Origin of the sequence: Streptomyces sp. NPDC058008 (assembly GCF_042886395.1) — a bacterium.
GTDB lineage: Bacteria > Actinomycetota > Actinomycetes > Streptomycetales > Streptomycetaceae > Streptomyces.
In genome coordinates, this window is sequence record NZ_JBHVQX010000008.1 from 153,939 (window position 1) to 170,940 (window position 17,002).

Consider the following 17,002-nt stretch of genomic DNA (forward strand, 5'->3'; position numbering starts at 1 on the left):
GCCACAGGGGCCGCCTCGGAAAACGCGGGGTTGGTGGTCCGATGGGTACAGCGGCGGCCGCGCCGGTACGGCTGAGTGTCCGGCGTGGTGACGAGTCCGTGGTGGAGGACCTGGAGTGGCCGTCGGTGCCACTCGGGCTGCTGCGGGAGGCCCGGCCGTGGCGGAAGTTCCGCTGGTACAAGGGGCAGCAGCACTATTCGGGCACGTACTGGTCGGCGACAGTGGGCGACCACGTGATCTACGAGTCGCGGCTGGAGCTGGGGCGGCTGCTGTTCGCCGACTTTGCCCCGGAGGTGCGGCACATCATTGCCCAGCCGTTCATGCTCAAGGCCGACGTGGACGGCAAGGTTCGCAAGCACATCCCGGACTATCTGCTGGTGACGGATGACGGGCCGGTGGTCGTGGACGTCAAGCCGCGTCACCGGCTTGAGAAGCCGGAGATCGCGTTCACGTTCGCTTGGACGCGGGAGGCGGTCACTTCGCGCGGGTGGCAGTACGAGGTGTGGAGTGAACCGGATCCGTTCGTGCTGGAGAACGTCCGTTTCCTCGCCGGCTACCGCCGCGCCTGGCTGTTCGACCCGGATCTGGTGTCCGCGCTGCGGGCTACGAATCTGGATGGGATGTCGCTGGGCGATGTTTTCCGGCTGCTCCCGCAGTGTCCTCGGCCGCTGGTGAAGTCGGCGGTGCTGCACCTGTTGTGGTCTGGGCATGTGACGACCGCGCTGGACCGGCCGCTGAGCTCGGCGCACATGTTGCGGACGGCCGCATGAACGGGGCCGGAACCAGGCTCGGGGTCGGGACGCACTTCCGGCTGGACGGCGAGACGGTCGAGGTCGTGGAGTTCGCCAGCCTGGCCACGGGCATGCAGGTCGTCCTCAAGGACGGGCGCGACAGGCTGGCTCGCATGTCGCTGCGTGAGCTGCTGACCTCGGACCGCGCCGAGCTGATCCACGACAGTGCGGGCCCGTCTTCCACCGATGACGAGGACCTCGCGGCGGTGGTGTTGAACCGGCTGACCAAGGACGAGAAGAAGGACGTCCTGGAGCGAGCCGAGCATATCCGGGAGATGCTGACGGGCTACCGCTCCGGCAGCGAGGACCTCCCACGGCCGGATGAGCCGCGCCCGCAGTACGCCCCTGACCTGCCCCTGCGGGCTCGGTATGAGGCCAAAGCGGCGGAACTAGGGGTGACCGAGCGGACAGTGCGCCGGTGGGCGCGGGCCTTCCGGGAGCTGGGCGAGGCCGGGCTGGTGCTGAAGACCGCGCGGGCGGACAGCGGGCTGGGCAACGCCGATCCACGCTGGGTCGAGGCTGCGGAGGAAGTGCTGAAGGAGTACGAGGAGGAGTCACGGCCCTCGGTGAAGGTGGTGCTGGAGGAAGTCGAGGCCCGCGTCAAGACCAAGTTCAAGCTGGTCAAGGTGCCGGTGCCGCCACGGACGACGGCCTATCGGTGGATGCAGGAGCTGGAGCGGCGTCATCCGACATTCCGGCTGAGCATGCAGCGCAACCGGGACATCGCCGATCGCCCGAGGGGGGTCTACGGGAAGCTGCGGCCCACGAGGCCGGGCGAGTACGTGTTGATGGACACCACGCGGCTGGACGTGTTCGCGCTGGACCCGGTGACGCTGCGGTGGATGCAGGCGGAATTGACGATCGCGATGGACTGGTACACCCGCTGCATCATCGGCCTGCGGGTGACTCCGGTGTCGACGAAGGCGATCGACGCGGCGGCAGTCCTCTATCAGGCCTACCGTCCTCAGCCGGTTCCGGAGAGCTGGCCGAGGGAAGCGGCCTGGCCCGAGCACGGCATTCCGCGCGGGGTGCTGGTAGAGGCCGAGGCCATCCACGGGCCCGCCACCGGGGTCTGGGGCCCGAAGGTGGCACCCGAGACGTTGATCGTCGACCACGGCAAGATCTACCTTTCGGCGCATCTGACCAGTGTCTGCCGCCGGATGGGGATCTCAGTGCAGCCGGCGAGGCTGCGCACGGGCAGGGACAAGGGGCCGGTGGAGCGATATTTCCGAACCCTGCGGGAAGACCTGCTGCAGCGGTTGCCCGGCTACAAGGGACCGGACATTCACTCGCGCGGGCTGAACCCGGAGAAGGCTGCCTTCTTCTTCCACCATGAGTTGGAGGCGATCATCCGGGAGTGGACCGCGGTGACATATCACCGCAGGCCACACGAGGGTCTCGTCGATCCGCACCTGCCGAAGGTGGAGTTGTCCCCGGCGGTGATGTTCGAGCACGGGCTCGCGCGGGCGGGCTACATCGAGGTGCCCCGCGACCCGAATCTGGCCTTGGAGTTCCTCGGCGTCACGATGCGCACGGTCCAGCACTACGGCGTCGAGATCAATGGCCGCCGCTACAACGGCGGCTGCCTCGACGGGCTGCGGGACATGGCCAGCTCCGACATCGACCTGGACAAGCGGCGGCTGGAGTTCTTCGCGGACCCCGACGATGTCACCCGGATCCATTTCCGGGACCACAAGCGCGTCTGGCACACGCTTCAGTGGGAACACGCGCCTAGCCTAGACATGCCGCTGAGCGATGAAGCGCTGCAGTTTGCCCGGCGTCTGGTGGCGAAGGAGTACACGTATCCCGACGACCGGCTCGCCATTGCCCAGCTGCTGAAGCGGTGGAACCTCGGCCTTGGCACTTCTCTGGTCGAACGACGGATGGCGCTGCGGCTCTCCCGCGAACAGGTCGCCATGGATCTTCCCGGGCAGCAGGCCGACGACGTCACTTCGCTGCCGTCGGTCGCCCGCGTGCTGTCCCTTCCCGAGCAACCGGCGCCTCCAGCGATCGAGGCCGTCCAGGAGGCGGAGGCGGGCGATGACGATGCCGACGGTCTGGAGGAGTTGGAAGAGGAGTTCGACTTCTACGCCACGGCCTTGAAGGACATCGACGATGACGAGTAAGCCGACCCGCGCCCAGGCAGAGGAAGCCGATCTGCGCTCCCGGCTGGATCACCTCACGCTGTCCCGCAAGGAAGGCTTCGGCCGCCTCGCGGACGCCCCGCGCCGGATCCGTCCGGATCTCTTGCCCCACCGGCAGCTGAAGAAGCTGGGTGAGGAAGCCCTGGCCGAGTACAACCGCGCCCGCCGCAAATGGCACGCGAACCTCGGCCCGCTCGGAACTCCGCAGATGAAGGCCCTGCACGAAGACCTCTGGGACATCTTCGACAGCAACGACCAGGACAGCGACAAGGTCAAAGGCGGGATCGCCCTCGACGCCTTTCCTGGGCTGGGCAAGACTACGGCCGTGCTTGCCTTCGCGCGCAAGCTCCACCGCCGCATCATCAGAGAGGAAGGCAAGTACACCGACGACGGACATGAACGCTGGCCTGTCTGCCGGGTTGGCCTGACCAGTAACACCGGGATGCGCGACTTCAACCGCGCCATTCTGGAGTACTTCGCGCACCCCGGCCGCTTCCGCGGCACCACGGCCGACTTTGGCTATCGCGCTCTCGACTCCGTGCTGTCCGCGGAAACGAAGCTGCTGATCGTGGACGATCTGCACTTTCTGAAGTGGCGGAACAAGAGCGGGATCGAGGTCAGCAACCACTTCAAGTACATCGCCAACGAGTTTCCGGTGACCCTCTTGTTGGTCGGAGTCGGGCTGGAGAAACGGGGCCTGTTCAGCGAGGGAGCAACCTATGAGGACGGGGTCCTCGCCCAGACCGGGCGCCGCACGACCCGGCTGGACATGGACCCGTTCGACATCAGGACCGAGCAGGGGCGCCACGGATGGCGCGACACTCTCCTCGCGATCGAGGAACGCGTGCTCCTCGCGAACTCGCACCCTGGCATGATCGCGGACGACCTGTCCGACTACCTCTTCGCCCGCAGCACCGGACACATCGGCTCGCTCATGACGTTGATCAACCGCGGCTGCCAGAGAGCCGTACGCACCGGCACGGAACACCTGGACAGGGACCTGCTGGACCGGGTGAAGAACGACGCCGCCTCCGAGGAGGCTCGCCGAGAGCTTCAACTGGCCTTTGAGAACAACAAACTGACCAGCCTCCCGAAACTCCAGCGTTGCACAGCATCATGAGCCGTCCCGCTTTGCGCACGTTCTCCATCAGGGTCGTGCCCCTTCCAGGAGAGGCACTCGACTCGTGGTTCGAGGCGATGGCCCACCGGCTCCACACACCCATGGGCGAACTGTTGCCTCAGCTGGGGCTGGCCCGTCATGCCAGAGCAAGACGAAAGACGGAACCAGAAGCCGACATTCCGCGCGACTGGGTCCAGCTCCTCCGACCCGCGGAGGTCAACGACATTGCGCATACCTGCGGCATCGATCCCGAGCAGGTCATCGCAGCGACCCTGGCCCACTACGACCAGCGAGCCCTGCTACTTGATCACCGCACCCGACAGGTCAAACGCTGGGTGCTCTGGGGCCGAGGCAGCGGCTCCCGCTACTGCCCCGACTGCCTGGCAGCTTCCGGCGGACGATGGCAGCTGGAATGGCGGCTCGGCTGGTCCTTCGCCTGCCTCCAACACCACAGGCTCCTGGCGGACACCTGTCCGCGCTGCGGCTCCCTGCAGAGAAGCCACCCCTACCCCGTCGCCGGCATTCCACAGCCAGGGCACTGCGCGAACCCCGCGACCAACCGGTCCACCGGCCCGGAATCGCCCCGCTGCCGAGCTGATCTTGCGCAAATGTCCACGCTGACGCTGCCGCAGGAACACCCGGCCCTGGCTGCACAACGGATCGTGAGTGAAACGATCACCTCGGGGACCGCGGACTTCGGGATCTATGAACGTTCCGAGGTTCCTTCGTTGAATGCCTTGGCCGACCTCCGAGCAGTCGCTTCCCGAACCCTGGCCGCCTCCAGAAGCGACCTCCTCACGACCCTGGTCCCAGCCGACGTGCTGGATGTCCACAATGCGGCCGCAAGCCCGCGGTCAGGTCCTCGCTCTCTGACCAACCCCACCGTCCGGCCCGGGTTCATGGCCCCTCCCACGGCCGCCGGCACCGCAGCCGGTGTCATCGCGGCCCTGCACATCCTGGGAGGGCGGCACGTCCAGCTGGCGGGCGCGGAACTTCGCCGGTTCACCGGACACCATCCGAGGAGCACCACACCAGCAACCCCGACCACGATGACCGCCTGGGGCAAGTACACAAGTCCGCGACTGCTGGCCGTCCAGCTTGCGTCGATCGGCCCCGACCTCAGGTGCACTGACCAGCTCCGCTACCGAACGGCGTCAAACCGGCCTCGCTACCCGGACAGCGTCCATGACTCCCACCGTCGACTTCACTCGATCCCTGCGGTGTTCTGGCCAGCGCTGTCGCTACGGATTGCACCTCCAGCAGGTCACTATCAACGCATCCTGAGGCCCGCCCTGTCCTGCATGCTCGGTCTCACCGGCAGTCGTCTGGACATGGAAGAGATCTCGAGCCGCCTGGGAAGCGCAACCAGCGGGCTCGCTGCCTCCAGAGTCATGCAGTATCTGCGACGCACCCCTTGGTGGACGGTCATGCAGAACGTCATGACCCTGCTGGCCGAGCAACTCGACGCACAACCGGCACCCATCGACTACGAACGCCGACGCCACCTTGACTACAGCGGCCTCCTGCCCCTTCAAGAGTGGGATGACATCTGCCGACGCACAGCGCAATTCCGCGGTCGTGAGCGGCGAATCCACGCTGCCCGCAGCCACATCTTCGAACGCATCAGCGGACTCCCGGCCGAGCTCATGCCAGCTGAGACGATCGTGACGGAAGCCGAGACCCGCAAGTGGATCAGCGAGTTCACCACCCATCTGACCTCGGACCTGGCAACCGAGCTCGACCACACAGCCAGATCCTTCCTCGACCGTCACCGCATCCACGACGAGCCACTCACCTGGCACCCAGACACCACGCTCCTGAAAGGACTCGAGCTCCCAGGAACAAACCCCGACGCTGTCAGCATCGCCACCCTGCACGAGCTCATCGGCCGGCCTCGCGTGACCGTCACGCAAGCGGCCAACCTCCTCGGCACGAGCAACGATGCGGTCAAGCATCTCCTCGCCGAGCATCCGCCGCCGCCGCGACCCATCACCCCCGGTAAGGCATGGGCGACAGGTCACATCAGTGCAGTGGCTCGGGCACAGCTACCGGAGTCTGAACTGCGGCGTCTCTACATCGATGAACGGCTGTCCATCCGCCGCGTCTCCCAGGCAACAGGCATCAGCATCAGTGTGGTCACCGCTCTCACCCGTGAGTACGACATTGCCCTGCGTCCTACGGGCAGAACAAGCCGGGCGAAGCCCATCACCAGGGAATGGCTCCACGAGCAGTACACGGTTCACCGCCGACCTCTCGCGGACCTCGCCCGCGAGACCGGCATGAGTCCCACATCGATGGCTCGCTGGGCGAGACACCACCAGATCTCGACCCGCCGCGGCGGAGCCGGCCACAACCCAGCCCTCCGAGCCCTCGCCGACGGCGCTACCGCACCACCCTTACTTCGGCTGGCACTCGAACGCCGGGGTGGTCGTGAACACCTCCGCAACTTTGCCGCCGCGGCCTCCTACCCCACCCTCGGCGCCGCAGCAGACGCTCTGAACGTCAAGCGGTTCACTCTCGTCGGGCAGATCAACCGACTGGAGCGAGACCTTGGCGGGCCGCTACTGGAACGAGCGGTCCGCGGACGTCCCATGCGGCTCACAGCACTGGGAAGGCGAGCGAAGAGAGCGATCAACAAAGCCTTTCCAGATCAGGCTGCCAGCAACACCCCGCTTCGGAGAACAGACGGAAGCTGATCAGCGGGAAACTCTCTCCTCAGCTTGGGGTTACAGCCCGTGGGAAGACAAATAGTGAAGGACTGTCAGTGGGGGGCGGTACCCTCAGATCTAGCTCAAAGAGGACCCCGGTGGCGTCGAGGTCGACGGGCACCGGGGTCTCTTCCTTACTGGCATTTGGAACCTACCTCGAACACAACGCCGAAGGCACTCAGTGCCGGAGTTTGTGATCATTGCCTCGCCGATCGCGGCACACCGGGCCTCCTCGCGAATCACGAGGAAGGATCCCAGAACGTGCACCTGATAAAGGCCCGCGTCACCGACTATCGGTCCATCGAGGACTCCGAGACCTTCGACATCGAAGACGACGTCACCTGTCTGGTCGGCAAGAATGAGTCAGGCAAGACCACGCTGCTGCAGGCCCTCTACCGGCTCAAGCCGGTCGAGGACGTGAAGTTCGACGAGGTGATCGACTTCCCGGCCCGCAAGACCCGGGAGCGCAAGCGGCTCCCCGACGGGAAGCAGATTCCCGTGGTCCGCGCCACCTTCCGCTTCGATGAGGCGGAGATGAAGCAGATCGTGGACGAACTGGGACCGAAGGCCCTGCGCAGCCCGGAGTTCCAGGTCACCATCGGCTACCGCGACCCCATCAAGCGGTTCACGCTGCCCTACAACGAAGCGGCCATCGTCGACCACCTGCGCTCGGCTCTCGACCTGCCCGCAGCGGCGGCCAAGGCGCTCAGCGGCGCGAAGACGGTCAAGGATCTGCTCGATGCCCTGGACGAACTGGACGAGAGCCCCTCGGACGCCAGCGCTCTGGCCGAGCGCATCCGCGAATGGCGCGACAGCAGCGTGGTGCTGCACCTGATCGACGCCTACGCGAGTAGGTGGATGCCGACGTTCGTTTACTTCGACGACTACGACTCCATGCCCGGCAAGGTCTCGCTCCCAGACCTGATCCGACGCAGCGATGCCGGCGATGTCACGCGAGGGGAGCGGGCACTGCTCAGCCTTCTCGACATGGCCGGCGTATCTCCCGAGGAGTTCAACGACTCCGACCAGCACGAACGGCTCATCCGTGAATTGGAGAACTCGGGCAACGTCATCTCCGACGAGGTCTTCGAGTACTGGTCGCAGAACACGGAGCTGGAAGTCCAACTGAAGACCCTCGCGCCGGAACCGGGAGCCCTGGCCCCCTTCGACCAGGGCCCGATCCTGCAGGTCCGGGTCTTCAACCGCCGCCACCGCGCATCCGTGCCCTTCGATGAGCGGTCCCGTGGCTTCGTCTGGTTCTTCTCCTTCCTCGCCTACTTCAACGAGCTGGAGGCAGCCGGAACCACCGACCTGATCCTTCTGCTCGACGAACCCGGCCTTTCTCTCCACGGACGCGCCCAGGAGGACTTCCTTCGTCTGGTCGACGACCGCCTCGCGCCGAAGCACCAGGTCCTCTACACGACGCACTCGCCCTTCATGGTCGATCCCGACCACCTCAACCGCGTCCGAACCGTGATCGACATGGAGCGAGGCGGCGCCAAGGTCTCCTCGGAGATCTTCAAGGCCGACGAGGACACCGCCTTCCCTCTGCTGACCGCGATGGGCATCGAGATGACTCAGACGCTGTTCGTGGGAGAGCACATCCTGCTCCTCGAAGGCCCCAGCGACCTGATCTATCTGGACGTTCTCACGGATCTTGCCGAGGCGAACGGCTCCACCGGGCTCGACCCGCGCTGGGTGAAGACCCCCATCGGCGGCTCCGGCAAGCTGTCCACCTTCGTGACCCTCCTCGGCGCGAACAAGCTGAACGTTGCCGTCCTCATCGATTCCAGCACCAAGGACGTCGGCGCTGTCCAGCGACTCCGCGACAACGACCAGCTCTCCAAGAACGGGCTCGTCGAGATCAGCGAGTTCACCGACGCCGGTGACGCGGATGTCGAGGACCTGTTCGACCGTGACTTCTACGTCGAACTCGTGAACCGCGCCTACGCCGCCGAGTTGGCCACGCCCATCACCGCTGCGGATCTCAACGCCAAGGACCCCCGCGTTGTCCGGCAGATTGAGTCGGTCTTCAAGAAGCGGAAGATCGATACGCGGTTCAACCACTACAGGCCAGCCGCTGTCCTCCTTCGTGAGCAGAACGAACTCATCTCGAAGATCGACGCCGCCACGATCGCCCGCGCCAACCGGCTCTTCACCCGAATGAACGCTCTCCTCCCCAAGCGCTGAGGGGACCGTGGGGTGACACGCTCCCCGCTGTCTCTCCTCAGCAAATGGGACGGTTCTGATGCGCACGGGTGAGACGCGGAAGCCCTAGGAGTGAGCACACAGGGGCTGCCTTCGGCGGCGGTGGGGCACTTGCCTCACCGCCGCCGACTTTATGCGCGCGGCCCCTCAGTGCACTGCCCGCCGGTCCGAACGACTGGTCGCGCTCGGCCTGGTGGGCGTATGACTCTGCTTGCCAATGAGCAACATCGAACTCAGTCGTAGTACGTGGCGGAGTGGGCAACGAGCCGTGCCTCAGAGGAGGAGCCACGAACCTCTTCTCCTGTCGCTTCTGAGGATTTGGACATGGTTGTGAGAATGAGCGGCTGGACACGACCTGAGACGTCGAGAGAGTTGGCAGGTCAGCGACGCGGCAGATGACATCGGCCGTCGGAACCTACAGAGGTGGTCTGCGGGACCCGTGGGATCCGTGCCGGGGCTTCTCCGCCGGGAGGCCGTGGGACGGTTCGCGTCGGCAGGGTCCGGAACGGCCGTGGTCACGGCGTCGGCGTGGTGCGGAGCGCGGCGTGAAGGGCGCGACTCGGCCGAGTCGCGCCCGTGTTTTCGCGTACGCCGTGAGCCCGGTGCGCCCCTTGTCGCGGCCAGGGAGAGGAGGCACCGGACATCGGTGTTCCTCCGGCCGCCAGGTCCTGGACGTTCTGCCGCTCATGCCCTGGCCGGTGCCCTCCGCGCCCTGTTCGAGTCGGCGGACAGCCTGGCCCGCGTGGCCCTCCTCGACCCTGTGGGCCGTCGCTTCCACATCGACGGGAAGCGGACGCGGAGGCGGCCGTGGCCCATCTGCGCCAGGCCGTCGGCTTCGACCCGGACGATCCTCGGCTGCGCGTACTCGCCCCGTACTCCCACCGAGGGCAGCACGTACTTCGCCCGCCTCTGGGCGTGCCCTACCGTGCGCGGCAGGACCCAGGACGCTGAGCGGTTCGTCCACCCGGGTGTCGGGCCGCTCAGCCGCACCTACCAGGCCGTCGACGTACGTGACGCCACCGGCCGGCAACGCGTCATCCACCGTGGCGAACCAGGTATTCCCAGCGCCCGGACGCTCGATCCCCTCGAGTCCGGTCCATCCACGCCATCCGGCGCCAGGACCGGCTCTGGCAGCGCCGGGACTGGGCCGAGCGCCACAGCCAACACCCGCCGGAGACCGCATGCTTGAGGATCTGTCGTGAAGGCCCGCCGTGCGGCTCGTCGTGCCGTCGGTCACCGGACGGCTGGAAACGGTTCGTCAGGCCAAGGCCGAGCGGGTCATTCTTGGGCATGACCTCTCAAGAAGTTCTGCTTCCCAGCACCCGGCGAGCCCTGCTGCACCGCGTGGCGACCGCGCAGTCCCAAGGCCGGGCCCCGTCCCTCGTCGCCGCTGTGCAACGGGACGGGCAGATCGCCTGGAGCGGTGCCCGTAGTTGTGTGGACGGCCATGAACCCGATGGGGACACGCAGTTCAGGATCGGCTCCATCACCAAGACGTTCACCGCCGTATTGGTGATGCGCCTGCGTGACGAAGGGCTGCTGGATCTGGACGACCAGTTGGAGAAGCATCTTCCGGGCACGGGTGCGGGGCAGGTGACCATCTTCCAACTGCTGGGCCACAGCGGGGGGCTGGGTGCCGAGACGCCTGCCCCCTGGTGGGAGAGGACGCCTCCCACGACGCGCCCGGAGCTCGCGGATGTGCTCGGCGAGACCCCGTTCGTCCAACAGTCCGGCCACGGTCACCACTACTCGAACCCGGGTTATACCCTGCTCGGCTCGCTCATCGAGGAGCTTCGCGGCAAGCCCTGGGCCGATGTGCTGGGGCGCGAGATTCTGGAACCTCTCGGGATGGACCGTACGACCTCGCAGGCGGTCGCACCGCACGCGGGCGGCTGGGCCGTCCATCCGTGGGCCGATGTCCTGCTGCCCGAACCGGCCGAGGACCTGGGGCTGATGGCTCCAGCCGGGCAGCTCTGGTCGACCACCACCGATCTCCTTCGCTTCGCGGCGTTTCTGGCGCGGGGAGATGACCGGGTGCTGAGTTCGTCCTCGGTGGCGGAGATGCACGTTCCCTCGGCTCCGCCGGAGGCCGGGGACTGGGCCGGTACGTACGGCCTCGGCCTCCAGAACATCCGGCGTGGGAGCCGTACGCTGCTCGGCCATTCAGGATCGCTGCCCGGCTTCCTGGCCGCGCTGTGGTTCAGCGTCGACGACGACGTGGCGGCCGTGGTCTTCGCGAATGCCACCTCCGGCCCTCCGGCAAGCACGGTCGCCGCGGACCTTGTCCAGATCGTCGCCGACGCGGAACCGAGGATCCCGGAGCCCTGGCGCCCACTGCCCGAGGTCGACCACGAACTGCTGGCGCTGACCGGGCCCTGGTACTGGGGTACGCAGGTCCTTGCCGTGAAGCTCCTCACCGACCGAGGACTCGAACTCCAGCCGCTGCGAGGCGTCGGCCGTGCGGCCCGGTTCCGGGCCCGCCCCGACGGGACCTGGACGGGGCTCAACGGCTACTACGCGGGGGAGACTCTCCGGGTCGTGCGCGCCGAGGACGGCACGGTGGACCACCTCGACCTTGGATCGTTCGTCTTCACGCGGGAGCCGTACGACCGGAGCGCGGCCATCCCCGGTGGTGTGGACGAGGGTGGCTGGCGAGGACTCGCCCTCTGACAAGCCGGAGCGGCCGTTTCACGTGAAACATGTGAAACGGCCGCCTGGAGGCGTCCCGCTTCCCGGTGGTTCAAGGATCAGGTAGTCAGTTCGCGTTCCAGAGGCGTACGGAAGCGTGGGGTGATCCGGGCGTCACCCACCCATGCCGACAGACGAGCCGCCTCCGCCTCGACCAGCCGCACGGCTTCCCGCCCCACGTCGGACAGCAGGCGCCACACCAGCTCACCGTCCGCACGCTGGGCCCACCCGCCCACGACGTTGCCGTTCCACCACACCGTCGGGCCGACGTTGCCGGCCCGGTCGAAGAGTGCGGACCGGTGGTCGGCGGCCAGATGGAAGCCGCGGTCGGCCCAGCCCATCGCGCTGGGGTCCAGGCCGGGCAGCAGAGCCACCCAGGGTTCCGGCAGGGGATCGGAAGCCAGATCACCCGGGGCGACCAGGCCGACGGCCCCGTTGTCGAGCTGTACCTCCTCCGCCCCGGCGGAGGCCAGTGCGGCACGGGTCTCACGGACGCCCCAGCCGGTCCACCACTTCAGATCCGTCTCGGTCCCCGGCCCGTACGAGCGCAGCCAGCGGGTGGCGACCTCTGCTCGCGCCTCGGCGGGATCCTGAGCGGGCCACGGCGCGGCAGCAGTCCAGCGGAACTGACTGGAGGTCCAGGAGCCTCGCGGCCGGTCGCGGCGGATCCGCCCGTCGGCTGCCAGCACCCGGAGGACACGGGAAGCGACTCCCTGTACGGTCTCCTGCCTCGTACCGGGAAAGACGGTGATCCTCGTGCGCAGAGCCGGTACGGCCGCGGAGAGATCGCTTCCTGTCGCACGCCCCTGGTTGGCCAGGGCGGCGAGGGTCTCGTTCTCCGCGTCGGCGAGCCACCGCTCGTCGAGTCCGTTGCCGTCCTCCCGCAGGTGCTTGAGGAGTTTGCGGCGTTCCTTGGAGGCCACCAGCCGCGCGCTCGCCGCATCGACGGCGGGTGCGACGGTCCTGGACACCGTGAACAGGGTGTTCCGCATGGACAGCAGGCGGACCAGCGAGACGTCGTCGTACAGCGCGCGTTCCACTGTGGCCGTATCGGGGGCGGACAGTCGCGCGCATACGGAGAGGTGAAGCGTCGCGGCGTCGGTCGAGTGCAGTCCGACCAAGGCGTCCGCCACTGTCACGACCGAGTCGGCCCGCTCGGACGGAGCCAGCAGATGACGTCGCCCCAGTCTTCTCCTGCGCTGCTCGTCGTGGATGCGCTGCATGCGTCCCCTCTCGCCGTGCGGACCCTTCGGGCGTGCGCGGATTCAGAGGGCGAGCTTAAATCCCACATGGCTCGCTGTGAAGCCGAGCCTCTCGTAGAAGCGGTGGGCGTCGAGCCGGCTCGCGTCCGAGGTCAGCTGTACCAACTGGCAGTCCTGGCGCCGGGACTCGTCGACCGCCCACTGGATCAGCTGTGTACCGAGACCCCCGCCCCGTTCGTCGGCGTGGACGCGGACACCCTCGATGACGGACCGGGTCGCCCCGCGCCGGGACAGCCCGGGAACGATCGTGAGCTGGAGGGTTCCGACGACGCGGTTCTCGCGTTCGGCCACGACCAGATGCTGGTTCGGGTCGTCGGCAAGCCGGCGGAACGCGGCCTGGTACGGGGCGAGATCGTCCGGGGACTCGCGCTGCGCACCCAGCGGGTCGTCGGCCAGCATGGCGACGACAGCGGGGATGTCGGCGAGTGCCGCGGGACGTATGTCGAGATCGCTCATGATCGGCAGACTACGCACACTCGCTGGTTCAGGCGGGGATCTTCAGTTCCTCGACCGTCCGGACCAGGGGAGCGAGCTCGGGGTTCTCGGCGGCCTCGTCGAGGGCGGCGCGGAGTGCGGTGTCATTCGTCGGTCTGGCCTCGCTCAGCAGAGTGAGACCTGCCTCCGTGACGTCCGTGTAGATGCCTCGCCGGTCCGTGTCGCACAGATACCGGGTGAGCAGACCGCGGTCCTCGAGGCGGGTGACCAGCCTGGTGGTGGCGCTCTGGCTGAGCACCACGGCGTCCGCCACCTGCTTCATCTGGAGGTGCCCACCCGTGCCGCTGTGCTGGCGGCTCAGGACGTCGAGCAGGGAGAACTCGCGCGCGCTGAGGCTGTGGCGGGACTGCAGGGCCCGTTCGATGCGGGCCTCGATCTTCCCGTGGAGCAGGGAGAGGGCGCACCAGCTCTGCGCGAGGGCCGTCAGTGCGGGATCTGTCGCTGTCATGTCTCTCCTCCGGGCGGGAGCTGCTTGCGTCCAGGATAGGGCACAGACGCAATAGCCCGCGCTTGCAAATAGCAAGCGTCTGCAATTATTGTGAGCGCTTGTAAGGCGCAGACGCACTATTCAGGAAAGGTGGCACCCATGCCGCTCGCGCTCCTCGCCCTCGCCATAGGGGCCTTCGGTATCGGCACCACCGAGTTCGTGATCATGGGGCTGCTCCCCGACGTCGCGGCCGACTTCCAGGTGTCGATCCCGGCTGCGGGGTTCCTGGTCACGGGCTATGCCCTGGGCGTCGTCCTCGGAGCACCGCTGATGACGATTCTGGGAACCCGGGTCACCAGGAAGCGGATGCTGATGCTCCTGATGGGACTGTTCATCGTGGGGAACGTGGTGTCTGCCCTCGCCCCCGTCTTCGGGGTGATGCTCGCCGGACGGGTGATCGCCTCACTGGCCCACGGAGCCTTCTTCGGCATCGGATCGGTCGTTGCCGCAGGTCTGGTCGCGCCGGAGAAGAGGGCAGGTGCCATCGCCATGATGTTCACCGGACTCACCGTCGCCAACGTCGTAGGGGTGCCGCTGGGGACCTTCATAGGACAGAACCTGGGATGGCGCGTCACGTTCTTCGTCGTCGCGGGACTCGGCGTCCTGGGGCTCCTCGGGGTGGCGAAACTCGTACCGGAACAGCCGAAGGCCCAGGAGGTACGGATCCGGCACGAGCTGGCCGCCTTCCGCAATGTCCAGGTGCTCCTCGCCATGGCGATGACCGTTCTGGGCTTCGGCGGCGTCTTCGCGGCGATCACCTACATCACGCCGATGATGACGGAGATCACCGGCTTCGCGACGTCGTCGGTCACCTGGCTGCTGGTCCTCTTCGGACTGGGCATGGTTGGGGGAAACCTTCTCGGCGGCACGTTCGCCGACCGTCATCTGATGCCGCTGCTGTACGTGGCGCTCGCCGCGCTCGCCACGGTCCTGGCCCTGTTCACGCTGGCCGCTCACCACAAGATCGCCGCGGCAGTGACCATCGTCCTGATCGGGGCCCTGGGCTTCGCCACCGTCCCGCCCCTCCAGAAGCGGGTCCTCGATCAGGCGGCCGGGGCGCCCACCCTGGCTTCAGCCGTCAATATCGGGGCCTTCAATCTGGGGAACGCGCTCGCCGCATGGCTCGGCGGCATCGTCATCGCGGCCGGATTCGGATACACCGCGCCCAACTGGGTCGGTGCCGCGCTCGCGGCCTCGGCGCTGCTCCTTGCGGTGCTCTCCGGCGCGATCGAGCGCCGGACGGTCTCCGGAGGCCGTCCGGCTGTCGCACACTCGCCCGAGTCGGCCGCAGAAGCCGATCCCGTCGATCCGGTCCGTGCGGCCCCGGCGGCGCTGCCGCGGTGACTCCTGGCACGGCTTCGTCGGCACCGGAGCTGGAGTGGTTTCACGTGAAACACGGTTCCAGGCGGGAAGCGTGGTGGTTCCTGGCGTGGAACGCGGGCGACGGCCCGACGGAGGCAGCCCGGCAGCTGCCGGCCCAGGCGCACGCGAGGAGTCACGACCGTCCGGGCCGGGACTCACGGGGCCCCGGGCCGCCTGGCCAGGCGTTGACGGGGCCTCCGGCCGCACCTGCCGAGGGCCTCAGCCCAGGTCGGGCGCGTGCATCGCCCGTACGCCCTCGATGTTGCCGTCCAGATAGTGCCGCAGCGACAGGGGCACGAGGTGCACGGCCGCGATACCGACGCGGCTGAAGGGGACGCGGACGATCTCGTACTCCCCGCGGGGCTCGTCGATCTCCGGTCCGTGCCGGCGCGACAGGTCCATCGACGCAAGTCGGCACACGAAGAAGTGCTGCACCTTGACGCCTTTCACGCCGCCGCCCGCGATGTGCTCGACGGTGTCGACGAAGCAGGGCACCACATCGACGATCTTCGCGCCGAGCTCCTCGTCGACCTCGCGGTGCAGCGCGTCGACGACGGTGGCGTCCTCCGGCTCGACGCCGCCGCCCGGCGTGAGCCAGTACGGGTCGACACCGGGCTTGGTGCGCTTGATCAGGATGAGGTCATCGCCGTCGAGCAGGACGGCGCGTGCTGTGCGCTTGACCACGGGGCGTTCGGTCATGGCAAGAGAGTGGCCCAGGAAACCCCATCTGAAACTCCTGTCGGCCGACCGGTCACCAGTCCACGGCAGCACGCACCAGCCACTCGTGTGCCCGCGCGATGTGCGGGAGGCCCAGGGTGCCGGCCCGCGCGACGAGGAAATAGGTACGCAGTGGCGGCACCGGTGGATCGAGGAGGGCCACGACTTCGCCCCGCTCCAGGGCGCCCTCGCAGAGATAGCGCGGCAGCACCGCGAGGCCGGCGCCCGCCGCCGCGCATTCCAGGACCGCGCGGAGATCGGGTGCGATCACGGCTGCGGAAGCAGCGGGACGGCTGTCGAAGACCGTCGCCCAGTACCGGGCGACCAGGGGGAGGCTCTCGTGCACCTCGACCACCGGTAACTGCTCCAGCAGCACGGAGCCCTTGTGCCGTAGAGCTCCGGGTCCCAGGCGCCCCGCCCAGCGGGGTGCGGCGATCAGGACGTGTTCCTCGTCGCACAGTGTGGTCGACGTCAGCAGCCTCCCGCGTGGGCGTGCTGTGGTGATGGCCAGATCATGATGTCCGGCCGCCAGTCCTTCCAGGGCGTCCTCGGTGTCCACGACGAAGGTGCTGCGCAGGGCGAGCCCCTGCGAGACCAGGGGGGTGAGGGCGGGCAGCGCCCGGACGGAGGTGAATTCGGGAGGACCGGCCAGGTGCAGTGTCCTCGTCCCCGGCTCGTCCTCGAGCCCGGACTCGACGATGTCGACCAGCGCGTCCAGATGCGGAGCCGCCCGGTGGGCGAGCTCGTCGCCGACGGTGGTCGGGGTCACCCCACGGGCCCTGCGCAGGAAGAGAGGGCGGCCCAGCTGCCGCTCCAGGGTGCGTATCTGCGAGGTGACGGCGGGCTGCGACACCCCCAGCAGGGCGGCGGCCCTGGTGAAGGATCCGGCTCGGTGCACCATGACGAACGTGCGCAGCAGGGCCAGGTCCATGGTCCGCCCCTTCACCTTCGCGGACGCTGCGCCGTCCCGCACCGCCCCTCGCAACGGCGTCAACTATAAAAATGCCGATAGGCCGCTGT

At 67.6% G+C, this 17,002-nt stretch carries 13 protein-coding genes; 8 read left to right on the forward strand and 5 right to left on the reverse strand.

The genetic code is table 11. The features are described from left to right. The first annotated feature begins 98 nt into the window (after nucleotides 1-98). The 7 genes from ACFVS9_RS10680 (at nucleotide 99) to ACFVS9_RS10710 (ending at nucleotide 11,641) form a co-directional block, all read left to right on the forward strand. Complete coding sequence (locus tag ACFVS9_RS10680) at nucleotides 99-770, forward strand: TnsA-like heteromeric transposase endonuclease subunit (protein WP_389931391.1); 672 nt, start codon at nucleotides 99-101, stop codon at nucleotides 768-770. Further along, nucleotides 767-2,917, forward strand: coding sequence for a transposase (locus ACFVS9_RS10685; protein ID WP_389931393.1), 2,151 nt, complete (start codon nucleotides 767-769; stop codon nucleotides 2,915-2,917). The genes ACFVS9_RS10680 and ACFVS9_RS10685 overlap by 4 nt, the downstream gene beginning before the upstream one ends. Continuing rightward, complete coding sequence (locus tag ACFVS9_RS10690) at nucleotides 2,907-4,055, forward strand: AAA family ATPase (protein ID WP_389931394.1); 1,149 nt, start codon at nucleotides 2,907-2,909, stop codon at nucleotides 4,053-4,055. The genes ACFVS9_RS10685 and ACFVS9_RS10690 overlap by 11 nt, the downstream gene beginning before the upstream one ends. Continuing rightward, nucleotides 4,040-6,751, forward strand: coding sequence for a TniQ family protein (locus ACFVS9_RS10695; protein ID WP_389931395.1), 2,712 nt, complete (start codon nucleotides 4,040-4,042; stop codon nucleotides 6,749-6,751). The genes ACFVS9_RS10690 and ACFVS9_RS10695 overlap by 16 nt, the downstream gene beginning before the upstream one ends. 273 nt (nucleotides 6,752-7,024) lie before the next feature. Then, nucleotides 7,025-8,953 (forward strand): ATP-dependent endonuclease, encoded by a 1,929-nt coding sequence (locus ACFVS9_RS10700; RefSeq protein ID WP_389931397.1) that lies wholly within the window; start codon nucleotides 7,025-7,027, stop codon nucleotides 8,951-8,953. 778 nt (nucleotides 8,954-9,731) lie between these two features. After that, nucleotides 9,732-10,160 (forward strand): hypothetical protein, encoded by a 429-nt coding sequence (locus ACFVS9_RS10705; RefSeq protein ID WP_389931491.1) that lies wholly within the window; start codon nucleotides 9,732-9,734, stop codon nucleotides 10,158-10,160. Between the two features lie 101 nt (nucleotides 10,161-10,261). Beyond that, nucleotides 10,262-11,641: a serine hydrolase domain-containing protein gene (locus ACFVS9_RS10710; protein ID WP_389931398.1), complete on the forward strand. Its 1,380-nt coding sequence runs from the start codon at nucleotides 10,262-10,264 to the stop codon at nucleotides 11,639-11,641. Nucleotides 11,642-11,718: 77 nt separating this feature from the next. Here the strand turns inward: ACFVS9_RS10710 and ACFVS9_RS10715 are convergent, their stop codons facing one another. From ACFVS9_RS10715 to ACFVS9_RS10725, 3 genes are read right to left on the reverse strand one after another with little or no spacing between them, the layout of a single operon-like run. Then, nucleotides 11,719-12,882, reverse strand: coding sequence for a winged helix DNA-binding domain-containing protein (locus tag ACFVS9_RS10715; RefSeq protein ID WP_383112791.1), 1,164 nt, complete (start codon nucleotides 12,880-12,882; stop codon nucleotides 11,719-11,721). Between the two features lie 42 nt (nucleotides 12,883-12,924). Next, nucleotides 12,925-13,377 carry a GNAT family N-acetyltransferase gene (locus tag ACFVS9_RS10720; protein ID WP_389931400.1) on the reverse strand — a complete coding sequence of 151 codons (453 nt, stop codon included), beginning with the start codon at nucleotides 13,375-13,377 and terminating at the stop codon, nucleotides 12,925-12,927. A 28-nt stretch (nucleotides 13,378-13,405) separates the two neighbouring features. Continuing rightward, nucleotides 13,406-13,864 (reverse strand): MarR family winged helix-turn-helix transcriptional regulator, encoded by a 459-nt coding sequence (locus ACFVS9_RS10725; RefSeq protein ID WP_389931402.1) that lies wholly within the window; start codon nucleotides 13,862-13,864, stop codon nucleotides 13,406-13,408. 138 nt (nucleotides 13,865-14,002) lie between these two features. Between ACFVS9_RS10725 and ACFVS9_RS10730 the strand changes: the two genes are divergently transcribed. After that, nucleotides 14,003-15,247 (forward strand): MFS transporter, encoded by a 1,245-nt coding sequence (locus ACFVS9_RS10730; RefSeq protein ID WP_389931404.1) that lies wholly within the window; start codon nucleotides 14,003-14,005, stop codon nucleotides 15,245-15,247. 237 nt (nucleotides 15,248-15,484) lie between these two features. Here the strand turns inward: ACFVS9_RS10730 and ACFVS9_RS10735 are convergent, their stop codons facing one another. Beyond that, the gene (locus ACFVS9_RS10735; RefSeq protein ID WP_383112795.1) at nucleotides 15,485-15,964 is read right to left on the reverse strand and encodes an NUDIX domain-containing protein; all 480 of its coding nucleotides are present in this window, start codon (nucleotides 15,962-15,964) and stop codon (nucleotides 15,485-15,487) included. Nucleotides 15,965-16,016: 52 nt separating this feature from the next. Beyond that, entirely contained in the window at nucleotides 16,017-16,913 is an 897-nt protein-coding gene (locus tag ACFVS9_RS10740; protein WP_383112796.1) for a LysR family transcriptional regulator, read from the reverse strand. Nucleotides 16,914-17,002: the final 89 nt, after the last annotated feature.

What these genes read in the sequence shown, in the direction of transcription:
- ACFVS9_RS10715 (WP_383112791.1), bottom strand. Translation starts at nt 12,882, where the DNA reads ATGCAGCGCATCCACGACGAGCAGCGCAGGAGAAGACTGGGGCGACGT.
- ACFVS9_RS10690 (WP_389931394.1), top strand. Translation starts at nt 2,907, where the DNA reads ATGACGAGTAAGCCGACCCGCGCCCAGGCAGAGGAAGCCGATCTGCGC.
- ACFVS9_RS10735 (WP_383112795.1), bottom strand. Translation starts at nt 15,964, where the DNA reads ATGACCGAACGCCCCGTGGTCAAGCGCACAGCACGCGCCGTCCTGCTC.
- ACFVS9_RS10710 (WP_389931398.1), top strand. Translation starts at nt 10,262, where the DNA reads ATGACCTCTCAAGAAGTTCTGCTTCCCAGCACCCGGCGAGCCCTGCTG.
- ACFVS9_RS10740 (WP_383112796.1), bottom strand. Translation starts at nt 16,913, where the DNA reads ATGGACCTGGCCCTGCTGCGCACGTTCGTCATGGTGCACCGAGCCGGA.
- ACFVS9_RS10730 (WP_389931404.1), top strand. Translation starts at nt 14,003, where the DNA reads ATGCCGCTCGCGCTCCTCGCCCTCGCCATAGGGGCCTTCGGTATCGGC.
- ACFVS9_RS10725 (WP_389931402.1), bottom strand. Translation starts at nt 13,864, where the DNA reads ATGACAGCGACAGATCCCGCACTGACGGCCCTCGCGCAGAGCTGGTGC.
- ACFVS9_RS10720 (WP_389931400.1), bottom strand. Translation starts at nt 13,377, where the DNA reads ATGAGCGATCTCGACATACGTCCCGCGGCACTCGCCGACATCCCCGCT.
- ACFVS9_RS10685 (WP_389931393.1), top strand. Translation starts at nt 767, where the DNA reads ATGAACGGGGCCGGAACCAGGCTCGGGGTCGGGACGCACTTCCGGCTG.